Source organism: Embleya sp. AB8 (assembly GCF_049739465.1).
Taxonomy (GTDB): Bacteria; Actinomycetota; Actinomycetes; order Streptomycetales; family Streptomycetaceae; genus Embleya.
Map to the genome: position 1 here is coordinate 1 of NZ_JBMHHY010000030.1, position 20,388 is coordinate 20,388.

At 71.3% G+C, this 20,388-nt stretch carries 16 protein-coding genes; 10 read left to right on the forward strand and 6 right to left on the reverse strand.

What is annotated here, in order from left to right; genetic code table 11:
- Nucleotides 1-195: 195 nt before the first annotated feature.
- Nucleotides 196-918 (reverse strand): GntR family transcriptional regulator, encoded by a 723-nt coding sequence (locus ABIA38_RS35660; RefSeq protein ID WP_424643096.1) that lies wholly within the window; start codon nucleotides 916-918, stop codon nucleotides 196-198.
- 114 nt (nucleotides 919-1,032) lie between these two features.
- Between ABIA38_RS35660 and mtnA the strand changes: the two genes are divergently transcribed.
- The 6 genes from mtnA to ABIA38_RS35690 all read left to right on the forward strand — a co-directional run bounded on the left by mtnA (nucleotide 1,033) and on the right by ABIA38_RS35690 (nucleotide 8,078).
- Nucleotides 1,033-2,088: an S-methyl-5-thioribose-1-phosphate isomerase gene (gene mtnA, locus ABIA38_RS35665; RefSeq protein WP_424643097.1), complete on the forward strand. Its 1,056-nt coding sequence runs from the start codon at nucleotides 1,033-1,035 to the stop codon at nucleotides 2,086-2,088.
- A gap of 10 nt (nucleotides 2,089-2,098) precedes the next feature.
- Nucleotides 2,099-3,235: a sugar ABC transporter substrate-binding protein gene (locus ABIA38_RS35670; protein ID WP_424643098.1), complete on the forward strand. Its 1,137-nt coding sequence runs from the start codon at nucleotides 2,099-2,101 to the stop codon at nucleotides 3,233-3,235.
- A gap of 203 nt (nucleotides 3,236-3,438) precedes the next feature.
- Nucleotides 3,439-5,091, forward strand: a complete 1,653-nt coding sequence (locus ABIA38_RS35675) for a sugar ABC transporter ATP-binding protein (RefSeq protein WP_424643099.1) — start codon at nucleotides 3,439-3,441, stop codon at nucleotides 5,089-5,091.
- The gene (locus ABIA38_RS35680; protein WP_424643100.1) at nucleotides 5,088-6,242 is read left to right on the forward strand and encodes an ABC transporter permease; all 1,155 of its coding nucleotides are present in this window, start codon (nucleotides 5,088-5,090) and stop codon (nucleotides 6,240-6,242) included. The genes ABIA38_RS35675 and ABIA38_RS35680 overlap by 4 nt, the downstream gene beginning before the upstream one ends.
- A complete protein-coding gene (gene mtnK / locus ABIA38_RS35685; RefSeq protein ID WP_424643101.1) occupies nucleotides 6,235-7,452 on the forward strand; it encodes an S-methyl-5-thioribose kinase in 1,218 nt (405 codons plus the stop codon). The genes ABIA38_RS35680 and mtnK overlap by 8 nt, the downstream gene beginning before the upstream one ends.
- Nucleotides 7,449-8,078, forward strand: a complete 630-nt coding sequence (locus ABIA38_RS35690) for a class II aldolase/adducin family protein (RefSeq protein WP_424643102.1) — start codon at nucleotides 7,449-7,451, stop codon at nucleotides 8,076-8,078. The genes mtnK and ABIA38_RS35690 overlap by 4 nt, the downstream gene beginning before the upstream one ends.
- 181 nt (nucleotides 8,079-8,259) lie before the next feature.
- On the opposite strand, the gene ABIA38_RS35695 is transcribed toward ABIA38_RS35690, so the two are convergent.
- The gene (locus ABIA38_RS35695) at nucleotides 8,260-8,649 is read right to left on the reverse strand and encodes a hypothetical protein (protein ID WP_424643103.1); all 390 of its coding nucleotides are present in this window, start codon (nucleotides 8,647-8,649) and stop codon (nucleotides 8,260-8,262) included.
- A 249-nt stretch (nucleotides 8,650-8,898) separates the two neighbouring features.
- Nucleotides 8,899-10,551: an esterase/lipase family protein gene (locus ABIA38_RS35700; RefSeq protein WP_424643104.1), complete on the reverse strand. Its 1,653-nt coding sequence runs from the start codon at nucleotides 10,549-10,551 to the stop codon at nucleotides 8,899-8,901.
- Between the two features lie 311 nt (nucleotides 10,552-10,862).
- Between ABIA38_RS35700 and ABIA38_RS35705 the strand changes: the two genes are divergently transcribed.
- Both ABIA38_RS35705 and ABIA38_RS35710 read left to right on the forward strand, forming a co-directional pair.
- Nucleotides 10,863-11,891, forward strand: a complete 1,029-nt coding sequence (locus ABIA38_RS35705; protein ID WP_424643105.1) for a DUF5954 family protein — start codon at nucleotides 10,863-10,865, stop codon at nucleotides 11,889-11,891.
- Nucleotides 11,892-12,123: 232 nt separating this feature from the next.
- A complete protein-coding gene (locus tag ABIA38_RS35710; RefSeq protein ID WP_424643106.1) occupies nucleotides 12,124-12,939 on the forward strand; it encodes an alpha/beta fold hydrolase in 816 nt (271 codons plus the stop codon).
- Between the two features lie 133 nt (nucleotides 12,940-13,072).
- Here ABIA38_RS35710 and ABIA38_RS35715 read toward each other — a convergent pair whose 3' ends face one another.
- Together ABIA38_RS35715 and ABIA38_RS35720 are read right to left on the reverse strand one after the other, a co-directional pair.
- Nucleotides 13,073-13,939, reverse strand: a complete 867-nt coding sequence (locus ABIA38_RS35715; protein WP_424643107.1) for a chitosanase — start codon at nucleotides 13,937-13,939, stop codon at nucleotides 13,073-13,075.
- Between the two features lie 346 nt (nucleotides 13,940-14,285).
- The gene (locus ABIA38_RS35720; protein WP_424643108.1) at nucleotides 14,286-15,047 is read right to left on the reverse strand and encodes a TetR/AcrR family transcriptional regulator; all 762 of its coding nucleotides are present in this window, start codon (nucleotides 15,045-15,047) and stop codon (nucleotides 14,286-14,288) included.
- 244 nt (nucleotides 15,048-15,291) lie between these two features.
- On the opposite strand from ABIA38_RS35720, the gene ABIA38_RS35725 reads away from it, so the two are divergent.
- Complete coding sequence (locus ABIA38_RS35725; protein WP_424643109.1) at nucleotides 15,292-17,532, forward strand: MMPL family transporter; 2,241 nt, start codon at nucleotides 15,292-15,294, stop codon at nucleotides 17,530-17,532.
- A gap of 143 nt (nucleotides 17,533-17,675) precedes the next feature.
- Nucleotides 17,676-19,376: a DUF885 domain-containing protein gene (locus tag ABIA38_RS35730; protein ID WP_424643110.1), complete on the forward strand. Its 1,701-nt coding sequence runs from the start codon at nucleotides 17,676-17,678 to the stop codon at nucleotides 19,374-19,376.
- A 93-nt stretch (nucleotides 19,377-19,469) separates the two neighbouring features.
- On the opposite strand, the gene ABIA38_RS35735 is transcribed toward ABIA38_RS35730, so the two are convergent.
- On the reverse strand, nucleotides 19,470-20,372 hold the full coding sequence (locus tag ABIA38_RS35735) for a ricin-type beta-trefoil lectin domain protein (RefSeq protein WP_424643111.1): 903 nt from the start codon (nucleotides 20,370-20,372) through the stop codon (nucleotides 19,470-19,472).
- Nucleotides 20,373-20,388 lie beyond the last annotated feature (16 nt).

A 20,388-nucleotide genomic window follows, 5' to 3' on the forward strand; every position in this document is an offset into this window, starting at 1 on the left:
CGTGCCGCCGCGTGCCGCCGCGTGCCGCCGCGTGCCGCCGCGTGCCGCCGCGTGCCGCCGCGTGCCGCCGCGTGCCGCCGCGTGCCGCCGCGTGCGTCCCGCCCACGCGCCGGATGGACCGGACCGGACCGACCCGGTCGGCTGGCCGCGCCCGCGAACCCCTGCCCCCGGGTCCCGGTCCTCGTGATGCCGATGTCAGGCCGTGCGTACCAGTTGGAACTCGTACGCGCCCTCGACGAAGTACGTCTTGCAGTACGCGAGCAGTCGGTGATCGTCGTCGTAGTGCAGCTGGTCGAGCAGGACGAACAGGCGGTGTTTGGCGGCGTCGGGGCCCCACGCGATGTGTGCCGACGAGACCGCGTGCACCTTGGCCAGGCCGAGGGTCGGATGGATGCTCAACTCGCGTTCGAAATAGGCGAACAGCGATCCGCTCAGCTCCTCCGGGTCGAACCCGGTGGGCAGCAGACTGCGCGGGATCACGTCGTAGGAGTACGCGACCACGTCGCCGTCGGCGGTCACCCGCCGGCGCAGTTCCAGGGCCTCGGTGTCCGAGGGCACGCCCATCCGCTCCGCCTCGTCGGGGAGCACCTGGCGCAGCGTACGCCGACCGTACTCGTGTCCGGGCTCCTTGCCGCTGCGGCGGATCGACTCGGTGATCGAGCCCATCCGTTCCAGGCCGTCGCGTACGGCGGGGCGGGTACGCACGAACGTGCCCGCGCCCTGTTGGGTGCGGATCAGGCCGAGTACGTCGAGTTCCTTGAGCGCGGTGCGCACTGTTGCCCGGGAAACCCCGAACCGCCTGCACAGATCGGCCTCGGTCGGCAACCGTGCCCCCGCGGGATGGACGCCGTCGCGGATCTCGGTCTTGAGTTCCCGAACGATGTCGTCGGCCAGCGGCCGCCGTGTCTGGGTCGCCATGCCGGACATCTTGACACGCTTCGAATTGTCTGACAACTTCGGCGCACTCGGATCATGAGGGCGGTTCCCCGATGAATCGGCGGGCCGCCCCACGAAGGGACGGAGACGCGGCGGATGCGCACGATCGACTGGATTCCCGCCGACGATGCCGAGCGGGGAAACGGCAGGGGATTCATCAGGCTGGTCGACCAAACCCTGTTGCCCGAGAGCCTCGTCGAACTCGACATCGACTCCCTCGACGTCCTCGTGGACGCGATCGAACGACTCGCGGTGCGCGGTGCGCCCGCCCTCGGCGTGGCCGGCGCACTGGGCGTCGCGCTCGCCGCGCAGAACCTGCCGGCCGACCAGGCCCGCGTGGCCATCGCCGAACTGCGTGCCGCGCGCCCCACAGCCGTCAACCTGGCCTATGGCGTGGACGTGGCGCTCGCCGCACTCGAGCAGGGCGGCCCGGCCGCGGCCCTGGACGCCGCGCTGCGGGTGCGCGACGCGGACATCGCGGCCTGCGTCGCGATGGCCGAACGCGGCACCGACGCGCTCGCCCGCCTGGTCCCGGACCGGGCCGCGCTGACCGTACTGACCATCTGTAACACCGGCGCGCTCGCCGCCGTCGAGCACGGCACGGCGCTGGGCGTGGTGGCGAAACTGCATCGCGACGGCCGACTCGTCCGCGCGATCGCGTGCGAGACCCGCCCGCTGCTCCAGGGCGCGCGCCTGACCGCGTGGGAACTGGCCCGGATGGGCGCCCCCTACGACGTGATCGTGGACTCGGCCGCCGCGATCACCCTGGCCCGAGGCGGCATCGACGCGGTACTCGTCGGCGCCGACCGGATCGCCGCCAACGGCGACACCGCCAATAAGATCGGCACGTTCGCCGTGGCCCTGGCTGCCGCCCGGGCCGGGGTGCCCTTCCTGGTGGTCGCCCCCGAGACCACGATCGACCCGAACACCGCCGACGGCGACGCGATCGAGATCGAGGATCGCGGCGCCGCCGAGGTCAACGTCTTCCGCGGGGTGCGCACCACCCCGCCCGGCGCGACCGCGCTCAACCCCGCCTTCGACGTGACGCCCGCCGACCTGATCACCGCGATCGTCACCGACGCGCGGGTCATCGACGTCGCCGGCGGCCACACGCCCGCGGCCCGGCCGCTCCCGGCCGAGACCACCGAGTGAGGAGAACACCATGAGATCCAAGGCCATTCGCCTGATCGGGGCCACCGCCGTCGGAATGTCCCTGCTCGCCGCGTGCTCGCAGAGCACCGACGACAAGGCCGCCAAGCCGGGCGCGTCCGGCGGGGGAGCGGGCAACTGCGCCACCGAGCGCACCGTCGACAACGCTCGCAAACTGCCCGCCGAAAAGCCCGCCGGGCTCAAGGGCGACTTCAAGGTGGCGCTGGTGCGCCAATCCGGCGTCGGCGACTACTTCGAGCAGTGGGGCGACGGGGCGACCAAGCAGATCAAGGCCGCCGGTGGCAGCGTCACCGTCTACGACGCGCGCGGGAACAACGCGACCCAGGTCACCCAGCTCGACCAGGCGATCAACTCGAAGCCCGACGTGATCATCGTCGACCACGGCCTCGCCGACTCGGTCAACCCCAAGATCGACGACGCGATCGCCAAGGGGATCCCGGTCGTCGTCTACGACGTCGCGATCTCCAACTGCAAGGCCGTGTACATCTCGCAGGACGACGCCTCGATCGCGGACAAGATCCTCGGCTACATGAAGCAGGACAACCCGTCGGGCGGCAAGGTCGCCTACGTCAACGTGTCCGGCATCGCGCCGCTCGACTCCCGCGACAAGGTCTACCAGCAGTTCCTCAAGGACAACCCGACGTTCAGCCAGAAGGCGCGCTTCGGCAAGTACACGGAGTCCGTGGCCGCCGACACCGCGACCGAGGGCACCGCGGCACTGTCCGCCGCCCCCGACACCACCATCGCCTTCGCCGCCTACGACGAACTCGCCAAGGGCACCCTGATCGCGCTGCGCCAGAACGGCATGACGAACAAGGTCAAGGTCTACGGCGTGGACGTGTCCACCGCCGACATCGGGGCGATGACCGAGGCCGGCAGCCCGTGGCGGGCCACCGCGGCCACCGACCCGGCGAACGTGGGCGCGGTCGTGGCCCGAGCCGCGGTCGCCGCGGGCGCGAAGGTCGACCTGCCGCAGAAGATGACCATCCCGGCGACACTGATCACCCAGGACACGCTCAAGCAGAACAACGTGACCAACATGGACACGCTGCGCAAGGCGCTGCCCGACCTGGCCACCCCGGACGTCCTCGGCGCGCCGTGGATCACCCCGATCCGCCCCGGCTCCTGACGAACCGTCACGCGCAGGGCCGGTTCGAACTGTAGGACCCGTAGGACCCGTAGGACCTGTAGGGCCTGTAGGACCCGTAGGGCCTGTAGGACCCGTGGGATTTGGAGGACCGGTAGGTCCCGCACATCCCGTAGGTCCTATGGGAAGTGTGGGATACGCAGGACCCCCCGTAAGACCCGAAAGCGATGGGAAAGGAGGCACCGGTGCGGCCCCGACAAGACGACCGGCCCGAAGACCGGCGCGACGACGATCGCCGAGACACCGTCCTCGAAGTGCGGGACATCTCGAAGAGCTACGGCCCCAACCGGGTACTGCGCGGGGTCGGCCTCCGCATCGGCGCGGGCGACATCTACGGCCTGATGGGCGCCAACGGCGCGGGCAAGTCCACGCTGATCAAGATCCTCTCGGGCGCGGAAGCCCCGGACGGCGGCGAGATCCGGCGCGACGGCGACGTCGTGGTCTTCCCGGATCCGCTCGCCGCCCAGCGCAGCGGCATCGCCACCGTGCACCAGAACCCCGACGACGGGGTGATCCTCGACATGACCGTCGCGGAGAACCTCGCCCTGGACCGACTCGGCGACTCGTCCTCGCCCATCGCATTCAGCCGGCGACGCACCGAGGCCCAGGCCGTCGAGGTGGCGAACACGCTCGGCCTGCGCTTCGACCGGCACACGCTGCGCTCGCCGGTCCGCGACGTGGGCGTATCCGAGCGGCAACTCCTGGTCCTGGCCCGGGCACTGTCCCGCAAACCCAGGCTGCTGATCCTGGACGAGCCCACCTCGGCACTGTCCGCGGAGGAGAGCGCGCGCCTGTTCGACCTGGTGCGCGCGCTCGCCGCGGACGGCATGACCGTCCTGTTCGTCACCCACAAACTCGCCGAGATCGACCAACTGTGCGACCGTGTCGGGGTGTTGCGCGACGGGGCGATGCAGGGCGAGTTCGAGCCCGAACCCGGGCAGGGATTCGACTGGACGACCGTACTGACCGCGCTCTTCGACCGTACCCCCGCCGAATCCCGGCGCACCGAACTCCCGCCGGCCGAACCGGTGTTGGCCCTCGAAGGGGTCCGCGTCCGGGACGACGACCCGCAGACCTTCGACCTCGAACTGCACCGGGGGCACGTGACCGTGCTGCTCGGCCTGCTCGGCAGCGGCAAGACCGAACTGCTCGAATGGGTCTTCGGCGCCCAGCCGATCGGCGCGGGTCGGCGAACCCTCGACGGGCGCCCCTTCGACCCCAAACACCCCGGCGACGCGATCAAACGCGGCGTCTACCTCGTCCCCGAATCCCGCCACGACCAGGCGATCATCCCCGGCTGGCCGATCCGCGCCCAGTTGACCCTGCCCTTCGCGAGCAAGTTCACCAGCGGCACGCTGATGCGCACCGGCGCCGAACGCCGGGCCGCCGAGACGATGATGCGCGACCTCGGCGTGGTCGCCGCCGGCCCGGACGCGCCGATCGAGACGCTCTCCGGCGGCAACCAGCAGAAGGTGGTCATCGGGCGCTGGTTGCTCGGCAACCCCCGCGTGCTGCTGCTCGACGAGCCCTTCCGCGGCGTCGACATCAACGCCCGCCACGACATCGGCGCCACCGTACGCGACCTCGCCGCGACCTCGGCCGTCCTCGTCGCCACCTCCGACGTGGACGAGGCGCTGGAGGTCGGCGACCGCATCGTGGTCCTCGACCGGGGCCGGGTCACCGCCGACCTGGCCCTGCGCGACGCCGGCCGCGACCGACTCATCGAAGCGATGAGCGTGCGCCGCGCCCCCTCACAATCGACCCCGTCACCACCGACCCCGTCACCACCGCCCTCGGCGCCGACGCCGAGCGCAGCCGGAAAGGAGAGCCCCAAATGAACCTGCGCGACTCGTCCCCGACCGCGCGGCGGACCCCGCTTCCGGCCGCGCTCGGCGACTTCGTGGTGCGCTACGGGATCATCCTCGTGGGTGTCACCCTCTACATCGCGTTCTCCGCCTCCACCACCGGGTTCGGCACCTGGGACAACGCGGTGTCGATCCTGCAGATCCAGGCGGTCGCGGCAATCGCCGCACTCGGCATGACGCTGACCGCGATCGTCGGCGACCTGGACCTGTCGGTCGGCGCGGTCACCGGCCTGTCGGTCACCGTGGCCGCCGAGGCGATGATCCACTACGAACTCACCGGCCCCAGCGCCATCGTGATCTGCCTCGTCGTGGGCCTGCTGGTCGGCTGCGTCAACGCCACCCTGATCGTCTTCCTCAACATCCCGCCGCTGCTCGCCACCCTCGGCACCATGTTCACCGTGCAGGGCCTCAAGCGCTGGCTCGTCGACGGGCAGACGCTGACCACCGGCATGAAGCTGAGCGACGGGACCGTGGTCAAGGGCAAGTTCACCGACGACTTCACCGCCATCGACGGCGACAAACTCTTCGGGATCCCCTACTCCGTCTACCTCTTCCTGGTCATCGCCCTGCTCCTGTGGGTCTTCCTGCAACGCACCCGCTACGGACGGGTGTTCTACGCGGTCGGCGGCAACGAGGAGGCCGCCCGCCTGGCCGGTACCCGGGTGCGCCGCTACAAGTTCGGCGCGTACGCCATCTCCGGCGTACTCGCCGCCACCGCCGGCATCATCCTCGCCTCGCGCCTGCGCCAGGGCGACGTGACCGCGGGCGACTCCTCACTCCTCGACGCGGTCGCGATGACCCTCGTCGGCTACGCCGTCCTGGGCGCCAAGAAGCCCAATGCGCTCGGCACCTTCGTCGGCGCCGTGTTCATCGGGCTGATCCTCCAGGGCCTGACCATGCGCGGCCTGCCCTACTACACCCAGGACCTGATCAAGGGCCTGGTGCTCATCTTCGCGCTGCTGATGTCCTTCTCGCTGCGCCGCAGCCGGCGCCGCCGGGCCGCCGGAACCACATCCGCGCCCGACGACCCGACCACCACCGAACCCAGCCCGAGCACCACCGGCACTACCGCTGCCAACAACCCCACCACCGCATCGGCGACCGCGGAGAGCACCCATGGCTGACCGGATCCTGACCTCCGCCGAGGTCCCCGCCTACGTGGCCGCCCGCCCGGCGCTGCGCGACCTGATCGACCCCGGGACGCTCACCGTCACCGAGGTCGGCGACGGCAACCTCAACCTCGTCTTCGTCTGCGCGGACGCGACGGGCCGCCGCCTCGTCCTCAAGCAGGCACTGCCGTACGTACGACTGGTCGGACCCGAGTGGCCGATGACCGAACAGCGCGCCGTCCGCGAGGCAGCCGCCCTGGAGGTGCACGGCGCGCTCTCCGAACACGTCTGCAAACTGGTCGACTTCGACCCGGAAGCCTACGTGCTCGCGCTCGAGGACCTGTCCGATCACGAGGTGTTCCGCACCCGGCTCAACGCCGGCGGAGCGCACGAGGGCGTCCCGGAACGGCTCGCCGAATACCTCGCCGACGTCGCCTTCGGCACCTCGATCGCAAGCCTGACCGAGGCCGAGTTCCGCGGCCGGGCCGCCGCCGCGATCAACCCCGAACTGTGCGAGATCACCGAGGACCTCGTCTTCACCGAGCCCTTCCTGGGCGCCGAGCGCAACTCCGTACGCCCGGCCCTGGACACGCTCGTCGCCGAACTCCGCGCGGACCCCGCGTGGCAGGCCGCCGCGATGGCGATGAAGCGCTCGTTCCTCAGCACGCAGGAGACCCTGCTCCACGGCGACCTGCACACCGGCAGCGTCTTCGTCCGCGGCAGCGCACACGACGGCGACCTCTCGGTTCGGGCGTTCGACCCCGAGTTCGCGTGCTACGGCCCGATCGGCTTCGACCTCGGCATGTTGTGGGCCAACCTGCTCTTCGCCGGTGCCCGTGCCGCCGCCCTCGGCGAAAGTGCCCGGGCCGAGGCCCTGTTCGGCACGCTCGACACGAGCTGGGACACCTTCACCCAACGGCTGCGCGGGCATTGGCCGAAGCGCCGGGCCTCCGAGCGCTACCCCGATGCCTACCTCGACGGCTGGCTGACCGCGATCCGCGCCGACGCTTTCGGCTTCGCCGGCTGCGAGGCCGCCCGCCGAACCGTCGGCCTGGCCAAGGTGAGCGACCTGGAAACGCTCGACGACGCCCGCTACGCCGTCGTCGGCACCGCGATGTTGCGACTGTCCCGCACCCTGCTCGTGGATCGCGCCACGCTCACCCCACAGCGCGTCGCCGAGGCCGCCGCCGGCGAACTACGCGCCGCCGAACGAGCGCCCCGATGAGCGTGGACGCCACCCTCGCCGCCCTGATCGACGCCGGCCGACAATGTGTGGACAGCGGCCTGGTCCTGGCCAGCGGCGGCAACCTGTCCGCCCGGCTGCCCGGCACCGACACCTTCGCGGTGACCGGCGCCGGCAGCCGGCTCGACCGGCTCACCGAACGGGACTTCGCGATCCTGCGCCCGGACGGCACCCCGGTCCCGGGCCCGGGCCGGGCGACCCCGTCCAGCGAGTGGCGGCTGCACCAACGCACCTACCTGGCCCGGCCCGACGCGGACGCGGTGGTGCACGTACACCCCGAGTACGCGGTGCTCCTGGACGCCATGGGCGAGAGCGTCCGGCAGCTGACCCTCGACCACATCGCCTACGTACCCGCGATCGAGCGCATCCCGTTCCACCCCAACGGCTCCCTCGAACTGGCCGAAGACGCCGCCGCCGCGGCCCGCCGCAGCGACTGCGTCATCCTGGCCCACCACGGCTGCTCCACGTTGGGTGCGTCCCCCCAGGACGCGCTCCGCAAGGCCCAGAACCTGGAAAGCGCGGCCCGCTACACCTACCGACTCCTGCTCCTCGGCAACCGAACCACCGAGTTCCCCAGGGAGTTCCGCGCGACCGCGGTACACCGGTGACGGTGACGCGCCCGACCGGCGCTGCCGGCGTAGTGACGGCCTGCGTCGACGTGCCACCCTGGCAAGTCCGCAGGCCGTCACGGCCGCCGCTCCGGAAGCTACCGGCGCACTCCTTGCCTCGCCCGAAAGGCGGCCCGGTTCACGGCCGGACGGGCCCGGTGGCGAGTCGTTCGACGGTTGCCTAGAAGTACGACGGCACGTAGGTGTAGCAGTAGTTCCGGCCCCCGTAGTACGAGTCGCCGTCGAGCAGGAGCCAGCCGCCGGTGCCCTTGCCGACGTCGCCGTCCTTGACCAGGCCGTGGCCACTGGCGCCCTGGTACCACTTGACCCAACTCAGCGTGTTGTTGCCGAACTTGCCGTCCTCGGCGAGCGGACGGCCCTTGCCGTGCGACTGGGCGACGTCGTTGACCAGGTGCTGGACGCACCACACGCCGTGCGTGTTGTTGTTGCGGCCGGGGCCGATGTATCCGGCACCGGGCGACGCCTGAGCCTGGGTGGCCAGGCCACCGAAGCCGAGCAGTACGGCGGTGGTGGTCACTACCGCGGCTTTCGTGACACGTGCGAAACGCATACCTGAGCTCCCTCTCGTCATTGCCTTTGTCCTGCGCCGACACATTGCGTCGACTGACCGACCGTCCGTACGGGCCGGCTGCGGCCCCGCTCCGGACGATTCACATCCTGCTCCGGAAGCCCTGTGACGGTCGTCAATCCAATGCGGTACGACAGAGGTAAACCTTGGCGGTAGGGCATCGCGATCACCCGTGGCGGGAGGGAATTCGCCGGAGGTGTCCGGAAATCGGGGCGCTGCGGGGTTGGCCGGTCAGTTCCAGGGGGCGAGGGTGAGGGTCAAGGTGGCCCGGGGGCCGAGGATTCGGCCGGCTGATGCGGGCAACTGCTTTGCCACGGTGCCCTGTTGGGGGGTGAGGGGCTCGGCGGTGACGGGGTCGTGGTCGGCGATGGGGCCGGGGAGTTCCGAGTTCCAGGCGGCCCAGGCCTGTGGAGGGTCGGACGTGTCCACGTCGACGATGAGCACGTCCTCCCAGTCGGCGGTCTGGGCGAGGTGGTCGTGCCAGAGCAGCAGGCCGTGCCGCTCCTCGAGTCGTTTCACCCGTACGTGCAGGGCGTAGCGGCAGCGCGTGGGCGGTGGTACGAGCGGGTCGGCGGCGAAGTCCGCCGGGTCGAGCAGGAACACGGTGGTGATCGGGACCCGGCCGTCGGTGCCGGGCGGCTGTAGGTCCAGTACGGCGCTCAGCTGGATCGGGCAGTAGTGCGCGGCGAGTTGCTCGTGCAGTACGACGGGCAGTCCGCGTACCGAGAGCTGGACCTCGGCCTGCCAGGTCACCCGGTGATCCGCATCCGAGCTGGGGTCCGGCAGCCGCAGTCCGGACAGTTCGACGCCGACCCGGCGTGCGCCGAACAGGAAGCGGCGCAGGTTCTGGTAGCCCTCCTCGGAGTTGACCAGGCCGTAGCGGCCGGAGTGGGAGCGGTGTACGTACGCGCGATGGGCGCCGCGTACGTAGGCGTTCTCGACGGCGACCAGGCCGTCACTCGCCGGGCCGACCACCTTCCGGGCCAGTCCGTAGTCGGCCGAGTCGGTGCCGACCAGGCAGAAGACGCGGTCCGTGGGAAACACGTCGTCGGGGATCTCGTTCGGCTGCCGGCCGTCGGGTGCCCGGTCGCCCCACCGCGCGCCCGGATCCAGGTATCCGTACATCAGGGCCGGCGAGAAGATGTCGGCGCCGAACGGCCCGAAGGTCTCTTGGACCCAATCCAGGACGCCACCGCCGACCGCGAAGGTGATGCCGCCGTGCGGGGTGCCGTAGGTGAACAGCTTGTCCACCAGCTCCTGGCCCGGGATCCGCGGTTCGTCGCCGTCGGGCAGGTGGGAGATCTTCTGGAGCATGCTGCGGCAGACCAGTCCGCCCATCGAATGGGCGACCAGGAGGACCTTCGGCGCGCCCGTCGCGGACCGTACGAGCCCGATCAGGTCGTACAGGTCCCGGGCGGCCGTCTCGATGTCGAACTCGACGTCGTCCTTGCCGAAGGTGTCGGCGGCGGCGTCGTAGAAGCGGTGGATCCACACCGTCGCGGCCGGCACGCTCCCGGGCCGGCAGGACGCCAGATAGGCCTTCGGATCCCCGGACACCAACGGCCGGTAGCCGTCCTCGGCGAACAGGCGCAGCAGCGGACTCTCGAACTGGTAGTACTGCGGCGCCCCGTCGCCACCGACCCGGATGTGGGTGGAGCCGGAGTTGAACCCGTAGAACGGATCGTCCACCTGCTTGTCGATGCCGCTGGTGCCGCCGGCGAAGCCGCGTACGTAGATCAGCGGAAGTCGGGCCCCGGGGGCCGACGGTCGGTCCGCGTCCGGTCCGGGTTGCGGTTCCGGCGCGGGCTCCGGTTCCGGGAGCGCGAGCGGTGGAGTCGGGTCGACGTCGGGTTCGCGGTGCGGACGCCGGCGGAAGATGGACATCATCGTGCTCCTCGGGTCGGAAGCCGGCTTCGCTCACACCCGGGCATACCGGCAAGCGAGCAGGTGCACACGGGGACTTCGACGGCGACTGACACACAGTGCCTATACATATGGTGCTGCTGATGCTGCTTCCATCGGACCACATCACGTCGCGATATGCGGAGAGGACGGGCCCGAAGGCGGGGTGAGTCGACGAGTCGACCAGTCGGCGGGTCGGTGAACCAGGGGGCCGGTCCGGCCGAGGTCCGCTTTCGGGTGCGATATCCGGCGAATCGCCAACGGCCCGGCATCGGCGCGGGCACAATGCCCCCATGAACGGTGACTCGTCCCCCCAGCTGCCCATTGCCGCGCGCGTCCGGGCGGCCGAGCATCCGGTGGAGGCCGCGGTGGAGGCCGACGCGCGCGACGCCGCGCGCCGCTTCGACCATCGCATCGTCCGCGGCCCCGTGTTCGGCGTCGCCGCCCGTATGCCCGCCGACGGCGACGGGTGGCGGGTCGTGTCCGCCGTGGACGAGGGGACCGCGCAGCAGGCCCGGGACTGGCTGCAATCGCACCTGTGGTTCCGGGCCAGGGACGACACCGACGACCCGGCCGTGCGCCGCGAACTCCTCGCGGCCGTGGCCCGGTTGGAGACCGAGCGGGTCGACGAACTCGAGGTGTGCGGGACGCGGTTTCGGGTGGTCCGCGGTGAGGAGTACGTACACACCGACGGCAACACCCTGGAGCCACCGCGGCCCACCGACCCGGACCCGGCCGAACCCGACTGGGACCGGCGGTCGAGCGACCCGGCGCCGGACCTCGGCTTCACGATCGATCCCGCCGTGCCGGTCGCGATCATGGCGCACGCGGAACGGATGTCCCTGCGCGACCACGCCTATACCGGCCCGCGCTTCCCGGCCGACGTGCTCGCCGACTCGGCCCGGGCCGTGCACACGCATCCCGAAGTGGTGGTCCTGCCCGTCACGTTCGGCGCGGTGGAACGTACTCCGGGCGGATGGACCCCGCGACTGGGCGGCTTCGCCACTCCCCACGATGTGCGCCGCAGCCTGCATTTCGGCCTGACGTTGGCCTGGCCGATGTTGTACGACCTCGACGACGACGCCCGCGCGGCGTACGCGCGCGTCGCCGAGGAGTTCCGGGCGGCCGGTCGGCCCAACGAACTCCGCGTCGACGGCCGGCACTACCTCGTCGTCCGGATCGGCCGGATGGTCCGCGTGGGCACCGACGGCCCCGAACCACCCCGCCCCTCGGACATCGACATGCACCCCCCGACGCGGATGCACCCGAGCATGGACGAGAACGGCGTCATCACCCACGAGGAGGACGAACAGGAGGAGTGAACTCCGCGCCGGACGCGCCGGAAGCCACAGAGATCAGGCACGCCACGGACGCCACGGACCCTGCGGGCGCCGCGGTCGAGCGATCCGGGCGAACGCCGGCGAGGCGCCGGGCCGAGGCGGGATCGGCTCGTGAGTGGAATGGTCGGCGTTCGGGAATGTCATGGCCTCGACGGTGGTTCGTGGACGACGTGATCGGCGGGCCCGTCGTGACATCCGAGCGAGGAGGACCGGCATGCCGTACGCACCGGTGAATGGCGCCGACCTGTACCACGAAGTCGCGGGCGACGGCGAGCCGCTCGTGCTCGTGCACGGCTCCTGGACCGACCACAACGGCTGGAACCCGGTCGTGCCCGCACTAGCCGCGTCCTACCGCGTGGTGACCTACGACCGCCGGGGTCACGGGCGCAGCGTCGGCCCGGCCGGCCCGGGTGCTCGGACCCAGGACGAGGACGACCTGGCGGGGCTGCTCGAGTGGCTCGACCTGGCGCCCGCGCACGTGGCCGGGAACTCGTTCGGCGCATCCACGGCGCTGGGACTGGCCGCCCGCAGGCCCGAACTGTTCCGCAGCCTGGTGGCGCACGAGCCGCCGCTGTTCGAGACCGTGGCGGGCGATGCGGAACTCGAGCCGCTGATGCGCGAGACGCAGAGCCGGATCGACGCGGTCCTCGACCGCCTGCGGGCGGGCGACGACCGGGGCGGGGCCCGGCAGTTCGTGGACGAGGTCGCCCTGGGGCCCGGGATGTGGGAGAAGTTGCCCGATCCGGTACGCGAGACGTTCGTCGGGAACGCCGCCACGTTCCTGGACGAACAGGCGGATCCGCACTGGGCCGGGATCGACCTCACCGGCCTGTCCGCGTTCGCCGCCCCCGTACTCCTGACACACGGCAGCGAGAGCCCGCCGTGGTTCCCGAGGATCATCGACAAACTCGCGAGCGTGATCGCATCCGCTCGGGTACGCACGCTGACCGGCGCCGGGCACGTCCCGCACACCACGCACCCCGAGCTGTACGTCGCCACCGTGCGCGGCTTCCTGGCCGAATCGTCCTGAGCGGCGCGCGCGACCGGGTGGTGGGGGAGCGGCGTGCGTCGTGGTGCGTGGTCGTGGTGGGGCGCACGCGCCGCCCGGGTCGACCCGGGCGGCGCGTGGCCGTGCGGCTCGGGGGCGTGGCCCCGATGCGAGGTCAGCTGTCGATCGAGTAGGGCGTGCCGTAGACCTGCCAGTGCAGCGGCGGGTCGAGGTTGAGGTTGCCGGCGTCGAGGAACACGCGCTGTTCGGTGTCCACTCGGCTGGTGTCCGAGTGTGCGGGTTCGTGCTTCATCGCGACCTTGCGGGCGTCGAGGAACGCGTTGAGGTACGCGGTCTCGTCGCCGCCCTGGGCCGGCGGTGCGGCCTGTGCCAGGGCGTTGGCGCGGATCGAGCCGAAGCTGTCCGCGTCGCCGCTGTCGCCGTGCATGACGATCGCGTCGTAGTAGATGAACTGACCGAGCGTGCCGAGCCCGTCCGCCTTGGCCCGGCCGACGGCCGGGTTGAAGTAGACGCGGTCGCGTTCGTCGTCCTGGGCCCGGCGGAAGTCCTCGTCCTGGGCGGCGGTTTGCCAGTCCTGCTCGAACTGCGTGCCCAGGCCCTCGTGCGAGGGCGAGCCGTTGACCGCGCGCAGCGCCGGCAGGTAGCCGGCCAGGATGTTGTCGGGCTTGCGGTCGGTGTACGCCTGGACCAGGTCGAGCATGTCACCGGTGCCGGAGCAGAAGCCGATGATGCCGGCGGTGTAGCCGCGCCCGTCGCCGATGTCCTCGATGTACTTGTACTGGGCCTGCCAGTCCAGCGAGGAGTTCTCCGCGCTGGAGACCAACCGCATGGCGATGTCCTTCTTGTACGGGTCGTCGAGTCCGTCACCCGCTGCGACGGTGCGGCCGGTGGCGGCGTGCGGCGCGGTGCGCGCGGGGGTGGCGGCGGCGGTGCCGGCCGTCGAGATCGGGACCGCGACCAACAGGCCGACGGCTGAGAGCAGGGCTATGCGGGTGCGCGAACGTGCTGTGGGGTGGTGCACGTGCGTCTCCGTTTCCGGTCGTGGAACGACCAATAGCGGCGCTCGTTGCTTGGTGTTCGGTTGGCATTCGCCGTTAGTTAGGAAACTTTCCTAACTAACGGTCGGGCATATTGAACCACCGTCGTCGCCGTTCGCCAAGGGCCCTCGGACCGACTCCGGGCCGCGGCTCGGCGCCGACCGGACCGGCGGGCAGGGTGCCTGCGGGGGCGTCCGCGCAGGTCGGCCGCAGTCTCGAGCGGCCTTTGCGGGCAAGGGAGTTGCGTGCTGATGCCGAGGAAAATTCGCGCGCCGGACGGTCGCCGCCGGCGCCGGGGCCGCCCGGCGGGCGGGCGGCTCGCCGGGTTGCCTACCTGCCGGGTTCCGGCGTCGCAACCACCGCTTCGACCGGCGGGATTCGGTTGTGCAGGTCCGTGAACATGTTCCGCATCGCCACGTGGAAGACCTCGGCCTGGTGCGCGCCGATGAATGCCGTGTGCCCGAACACCTCCAGGGCGACGAGCCCGTGCATGTGCCCCCACGCGTTCAGGAACAGCGCGACCGCGGCCGGCGGCAGGGCGCCGATTCCGTTCAGCGACAGGTGTTGCACGTGTGCGCGGAGAGCGGGCGAGAGCTGGGGGATGTCGGCGGCGGCCAGTTGCTCCATGGTCAAGCCGCTGAACAGCACCTGCTCGAAGATCGCGCCCATCCGGCGGACCGCCTGCGTGGTGGGGCCGTCGGCGGGTGCCTCGTAGTGGCGCAACGGGGCTCCGTAGATCAGCTGGAACCGCTCGGGATTGGCGATACCCCATCGGCGGTACGCCTCCGCGGCCACCACCAGCCGCGGCACGGCCGGGTCGCGCGCGGCGTCGATGCCGGCCTGCACGGCGTCGGCCAGGTCGTCGTACGCCTTGGTGATCAGCGCCGTGACGAGGTCGTCCCGGCTCGGGAAGTAGTGGTACAGCGCCTGCACGGTCATGCCGAGGCTCCGGGCCACCGCGCGCAGGGACAGGGAGTGCGGTCCGTGCTCGACGATGTGCTGCTCGGCGGCGCCGAGGATCTCCTGGACGGCGACCGCCCGGCGCCGCTGGCGCAGGGTGGGCACGGGCGGTGCGGCTTCGACAGGTGGCATGCGACGACCGTACGACGAAACGCCCGGCACCGCACCAAAAAACTCGCTCTGTGAAGAAAATCTAACACTGCCAAAGATTCCTCCACCTGACTAACGTCGTTTACGGCGCCAAGGAGCGGGGCATCGCATCGGGTTCCGTCGGGTTCCGTCGGGTTCCGTCCGGGCCCGTCCGGACCTCTTCGGCCCCGGATGTCCGGCGCCCCACCACCGGCATTTCACCGTGAGAGTTCAAGGGAGACAGCGCGTGTTTGACCGCATAGCCGAACTGGCGATTCGCCGGTCCCGGCTGGTATTGATCGTCGCCGTCGTTGCCGTGGCCCTCATGGGCGCCGCAGGCGCCGGCGCGTTCGGCAAGTTGATGGGCGGCGGCTACGACGACCCGGCCTCCCAGTCCACCCGGGCCCGGGAGGTCATCGCCGAGAAGTTCGGCGGGGAGACCAACCTGGTCCTGCTGGTCCGCGCACCCAACGGCGCCATCGACGACCCGGCCGCCAAGCAGAGCGGCCGAGACCTGGTGGCCGACCTCAAGAAGGAGCACAGCCTCGACAACGTGATCTCGTACTGGGACACGGACAACCCCGCGCTCCGGTCCAAGGACGGCCGCGAAGCCATGGTGCTCGCCCACGTGAAGGGCAACGACACCCAGCGGGACAAGGACGCCAAGAGCCTCATCGACACCTACACCGGCACCTACAAGGGTGCCCTCAAGGTGCAGGCCGGCGGCGGCGCGGCGGTATCCAGCGACCTGGGTACCCAGTCCGCCAAGGACCTCCTCCTGGCCGAGGCCATCGCCGTGCCGCTGACCCTCGTGCTGCTCCTGGTCGTCTTCGGCAGCGTGGTCGCGGCCCTGCTGCCACTGGCCATCGGACTCATTGCAATCGCGGGCACCTTCGCCGAACTCTTCGTCCTGGGCAGCGTCACCGACGTCTCCATCTTCGCGACCAACCTGACCACGGCCCTGGGCCTGGGCCTGGGCATCGACTACGCCCTGCTGATGGTCAGCCGCTATCGGGAGCAACTCGCGGCCGGGGCGAGCGTGGACGACGCCGTCCGGCAGACGGTGAACACCGCGGGCCGTACGGTGGCCTTCTCCGCCGCGACCGTGGCGGCGGCACTCGGCGCACTCCTGGTGTTCCCGCAGTACTTCCTCCGCTCGTTCGGCTACGCCGGAGTCGGGGTCGTCGCCATCGCCGCCATCAGCTCCCTGTTCGTGATGCCGGCCCTGTTCGTGGTCCTGGGACACCGGGTCAACAACGGGCGGCTGCCGTGGGCGAAGCGGGAACGCTCCGCCTCGCGGGCACCGCTGTGGGGACGGCTGGCCCGTACCGTCATGCGCCGGCCCGCGCTCACCGCACTGCCGGTGCTCGCCGTCCTGCTGATCGCGGCGAGCCCGCTCCTCGGCATCACCCTCGGCACGCCGGACGAACGGGTGTTGCCCGAGGACGCCGGGAGCCGCCGGGCGGCCACCGCACTGCGTGAGAACTTCGACGGCAACGACGCCGCGGCCATCCACATCGTCATCGACAAGCCCGTCGGCGAAGCCCCGTTGAACGCGTACGCGGCCGAACTGTCCAAGCACAAGGACGTCGTCCGGGTCGAGGCCGGCACCGGAACCTACGCCCAGGGGCGGTCCACCGCCGCCGGACCCGGCAACGTCGCGCTCGGCCGCCCCGACGCGCAACGGATCAACGTGGTCAGCGCCCTGGCCCCGAAGTCGGACGCGGGCCAGAGCCTGGTGAAGGAGATCAGGGCGATCACCCCGCCCGCCGGGACACACCCCCGAGTCGGCGGATCCGGCGCCGAACTGGTCGACGCCAAGGACTCCATCATCGGCCGACTCCCGCTCGCCGCGGGCCTGATCGTGCTCACCACCTTCATCCTGCTCTTCCTGTTCACCGGCAGCGTCGTGCAGCCGCTGCGCGCACTGGTCCTGAACGTGATCAGCCTCGGCGCCACCCTCGGCGTGATGACCTGGATCTTCCAGGACGGCCATCTCTCCTCGCTGCTCGGCTTCACCCCGCAGCCGATGGACACCTCGATGACCATGCTGATGTTCTGCATCGCCTTCGGCCTCTCGATGGACTACGAGGTGTTCGTCACCAGCCGGATCAAGGAACTCCACGACCGGGGCGAGGACACCGAGTCGGCCGTGGTCAACGGCCTCGGGCACACCGGACGGATCGTCAGCGCGGCGGCCTGCCTGCTCGCGGTCAGCTTCTTCGCCTTCGGCACGGCCGAGCTCAGCTTCATGAAACTGTTCGGCCTGGGCAGCGGACTGGCCATCCTGATCGACGCCATCGCCGTACGCGGCGTACTCGTCCCCGCCGCGATGCGCGTGCTCGGCCGCACCGCCTGGTACGCGCCCCGCCCGCTGCGCAGGTTCCACGACCGATTCGGCCTCAGCGAAGCCGGCCCCGCACCCGTGGCCGCCACCCCGGAGCCGGTGACCGCCACGCCGAACGAGAAGAACGCGGCGGGGGTCTGACCGCCCACGACCGCCCCCGTACCGGGCCCGCCTCCGCCACCCCGGAGGCGGGCCCGGCCGTTGCGCGGTGCCGGTGGCGGGGAACCGCCCCTCGCCACGAATCCCACGTGACGCGGGAGCGGTCGCCGTACGAGGATGTCCGCATGTCAGACACCACTCTTGCGTTGCCCCGTGCGGTCGCCGACGCCTACGTCGACCAGCTCGTCGCCCTCGACCCGATCACCGGGACCTTCCTCGGTGTTCCGGAGAGCTCCGCCAAACTGCCCGATCTCTCCCCGGCCGGACAACAGGCCCGCGCCGAACTGGCCCGAGCCACCCTCACCCGGCTCGCCGAGGCCGAGCAACGCCCGGGCGCGGACCGCGAGATCGAGCGGCGGTGTGCCCGGCTCCTGCGCGAGCGGCTGACCGCGGAACTCGCGGTACACGAGGCCGACGAGGGCCTGCGGACCGTCGGCAATCTCGGCACCCCGCTGCACGACGTCCGCGAGGTGTTCACCTTGACACCGGCGCAGACCGACCAGGACTGGGCCGCGATCGCGCAGCGCCTGCGGGCCGTGCCGGACGCGCTCGAGGGTTATCGCGAGTCGCTCGCCCTCGGCCTGGAGCGCAAGTTGTACGCAAGCCCCCGCCCGACCGCCACCTGCATCGCCCAACTCGCCGAATGGGCCGACACCGACGGCGACGGACGCGGCTGGTTCGAGGACTTCGCCGCCGCCGGGCCGGACGCGCTGCGCACCGAACTCGACGCGGCCGCACGCGTCGCCACCACGGCGGTGACCGCATTGCACGACTGGATGCGCGACGTGTACGCGCCCGCGATCGCCGACGCCCCCGACCCCGTCGGGCGCGAGCGCTACGCCCGCTGGTCGCGCTACTTCAACGGCGCCGACCTCGACCTGGACGAGGCCTACGCCTACGGCTGGTCGGAATACCGCCGCCTCCTCGGCGAGATGCGCGAGGAGGCCGAGAAGGTCCTCCCCGGCGCCGCGACGCCCTGGGTCGCGCTCGCCCACCTCGACGAGCACGGCACCCGGATCGAAGGCGTCGACGAGGTGCGGGCCTGGTTGCAGGGCCTGATGGACGAGGCGATCGACCGCCTCGACGGCACACACTTCGAACTCGCGCCGCGCGTGCGCCGGGTCGAGTCGTGCATCGCCCCGCCGGGCGGCGCCGCCGCGCCGTACTACACGCCGCCGTCCGAGGACTTCACCCGTCCGGGCCGCACCTGGCTACCGACCATGGGCCGCACCGACTTCCCCGTCTACGACCTCGTTTCGACCTGGTACCACGAGGGTGTCCCCGGCCACCACCTCCAACTCGCGCAGTGGACACACGTGGCCGGCGACCTGTCCCGCTACCAGGCCACCGTCGGCGCGGTCAGTGCCAATGCCGAGGGCTGGGCGCTGTACGCCGAACGCCTGATGGACGAACTCGGCTTCCTCACCGACGCCGAACAGCGCCTGGGCTACCTCGACGCGCAGATGATGCGCGCCACGCGCGTGATCGTCGACATCGGGATGCATCTGGAGCTGGAGATCCCCGCGGACTCCCCGTTCCACCCCGGCGAGCGCTGGACCCCGGACCTGGTGCAGGAGTTCTTCGCCGCGCACAGCAGCCGGCCCGCCGACTTCGTGGAGAGCGAGATCACCCGCTACCTGACCATCCCCGGCCAGGCCATCGGCTACAAACTCGGCGAACGTGCCTGGCTGCTGGGCCGAGAGAACGCCCGGCGGGCCCAGGGCGCCGCCTTCGACCTGAAGGCCTGGCACATGGCCGCCCTGTCGCAGGGCTCCCTGGGCCTCGACGACCTGACGGACGAACTCTCGTCGCTGTCCGCTCCGTAGCCCCCGAGGCGCGGGGTCGACGCACGAGGAGCAGACCCCAGGGGCCTGCTCCTCGTGCGTGGCGTCGTCGTCGGTGCGTCGACGTGCCCGTGGTCAGCTACGTGTCCATGCCTGGTTCCAGTGGCCGTGGCACGGCCACAGCCGGATGTCCGCGCCGTCGCCGCTGTTGTTGTTCCAGATGTCGACGCACTTATCGGCAGCCTTCGCGTAGATCGTGTTGCCGCGCAGCGTGAACTGCTGGGCGGGATTTCCGCTGCAGTAGGCGAGTTGCACCACGGTGCCGGTCGCCGTGCCACCCCACGCCGCGTCCATGCACAGGCCCTTGTCCCGGATCGTGCCGTCGGAGGCGATGTCCCACTTCTGGTTGACGTCGCCGTTGCACGACCACAGGACCAGCGGCGTGCCGTCGGAACCCGCCGACCCGCTCAGGCACTTCCCGGAGGCCGGGTTGCGCAGGGGGCTGCCCGAGACGTTGGGCCGCGGCGGGGGCACGGCGGCCCTGGGCTGGTCCGGGGTGGGTTCGGCGGGCGGACGAGACGCCGTCCGGGGCGGTGCCGGTTTCATCGCGGGTGGCCCGGCGGCGGGTTGCTCCGGCGCCGGTGCCTCGGGGGCCGCCCCGGCGGGCGTTGCGGGGGCGACCGCGCTCGGCGTCGAGCCGGCGCTCGTCGCTGCCGCGGCGGTGGGCGACCCGGGCAACGCGGGCGACCCGGCCGTCCCCGGCGTCCCGGTCGACGCGGCCCCCGGCACCCCCGCGGCGGCGACCGGCAGGCTGCCGGTCGCAGTGCCCCCGCCTGTTCCGCTCGGCGTCACGGCCACGGCCAGCGTGGTGACGGCGGCGATGCCCGCGGCCGAGGCGAGGGACACCCACACCCGCCGGCCCGGCACGAGACCGCGCCGGGGGCGGGCCGGCCGGCGCGCGTACGCCTGCGCCAACGAGGGCGCGGACGACGAACCGGCGGGTGGGCCGGGTGCGTTGGGTTCGTTGGGTCCGGACACGAGCTCTCCTCCATGG

What these genes read in the sequence shown, in the direction of transcription:
- ABIA38_RS35670 (WP_424643098.1), top strand. Translation starts at nt 2,099, where the DNA reads ATGAGATCCAAGGCCATTCGCCTGATCGGGGCCACCGCCGTCGGAATG.
- ABIA38_RS35660 (WP_424643096.1), bottom strand. Translation starts at nt 918, where the DNA reads ATGGCGACCCAGACACGGCGGCCGCTGGCCGACGACATCGTTCGGGAA.
- ABIA38_RS35700 (WP_424643104.1), bottom strand. Translation starts at nt 10,551, where the DNA reads ATGTCCATCTTCCGCCGGCGTCCGCACCGCGAACCCGACGTCGACCCG.
- ABIA38_RS35680 (WP_424643100.1), top strand. Translation starts at nt 5,088, where the DNA reads ATGAACCTGCGCGACTCGTCCCCGACCGCGCGGCGGACCCCGCTTCCG.
- ABIA38_RS35690 (WP_424643102.1), top strand. Translation starts at nt 7,449, where the DNA reads ATGAGCGTGGACGCCACCCTCGCCGCCCTGATCGACGCCGGCCGACAA.
- mtnK (WP_424643101.1), top strand. Translation starts at nt 6,235, where the DNA reads ATGGCTGACCGGATCCTGACCTCCGCCGAGGTCCCCGCCTACGTGGCC.
- ABIA38_RS35695 (WP_424643103.1), bottom strand. Translation starts at nt 8,649, where the DNA reads ATGCGTTTCGCACGTGTCACGAAAGCCGCGGTAGTGACCACCACCGCC.
- ABIA38_RS35710 (WP_424643106.1), top strand. Translation starts at nt 12,124, where the DNA reads ATGCCGTACGCACCGGTGAATGGCGCCGACCTGTACCACGAAGTCGCG.
- ABIA38_RS35720 (WP_424643108.1), bottom strand. Translation starts at nt 15,047, where the DNA reads ATGCCACCTGTCGAAGCCGCACCGCCCGTGCCCACCCTGCGCCAGCGG.
- mtnA (WP_424643097.1), top strand. Translation starts at nt 1,033, where the DNA reads ATGCGCACGATCGACTGGATTCCCGCCGACGATGCCGAGCGGGGAAAC.
- ABIA38_RS35705 (WP_424643105.1), top strand. Translation starts at nt 10,863, where the DNA reads ATGAACGGTGACTCGTCCCCCCAGCTGCCCATTGCCGCGCGCGTCCGG.
- ABIA38_RS35730 (WP_424643110.1), top strand. Translation starts at nt 17,676, where the DNA reads ATGTCAGACACCACTCTTGCGTTGCCCCGTGCGGTCGCCGACGCCTAC.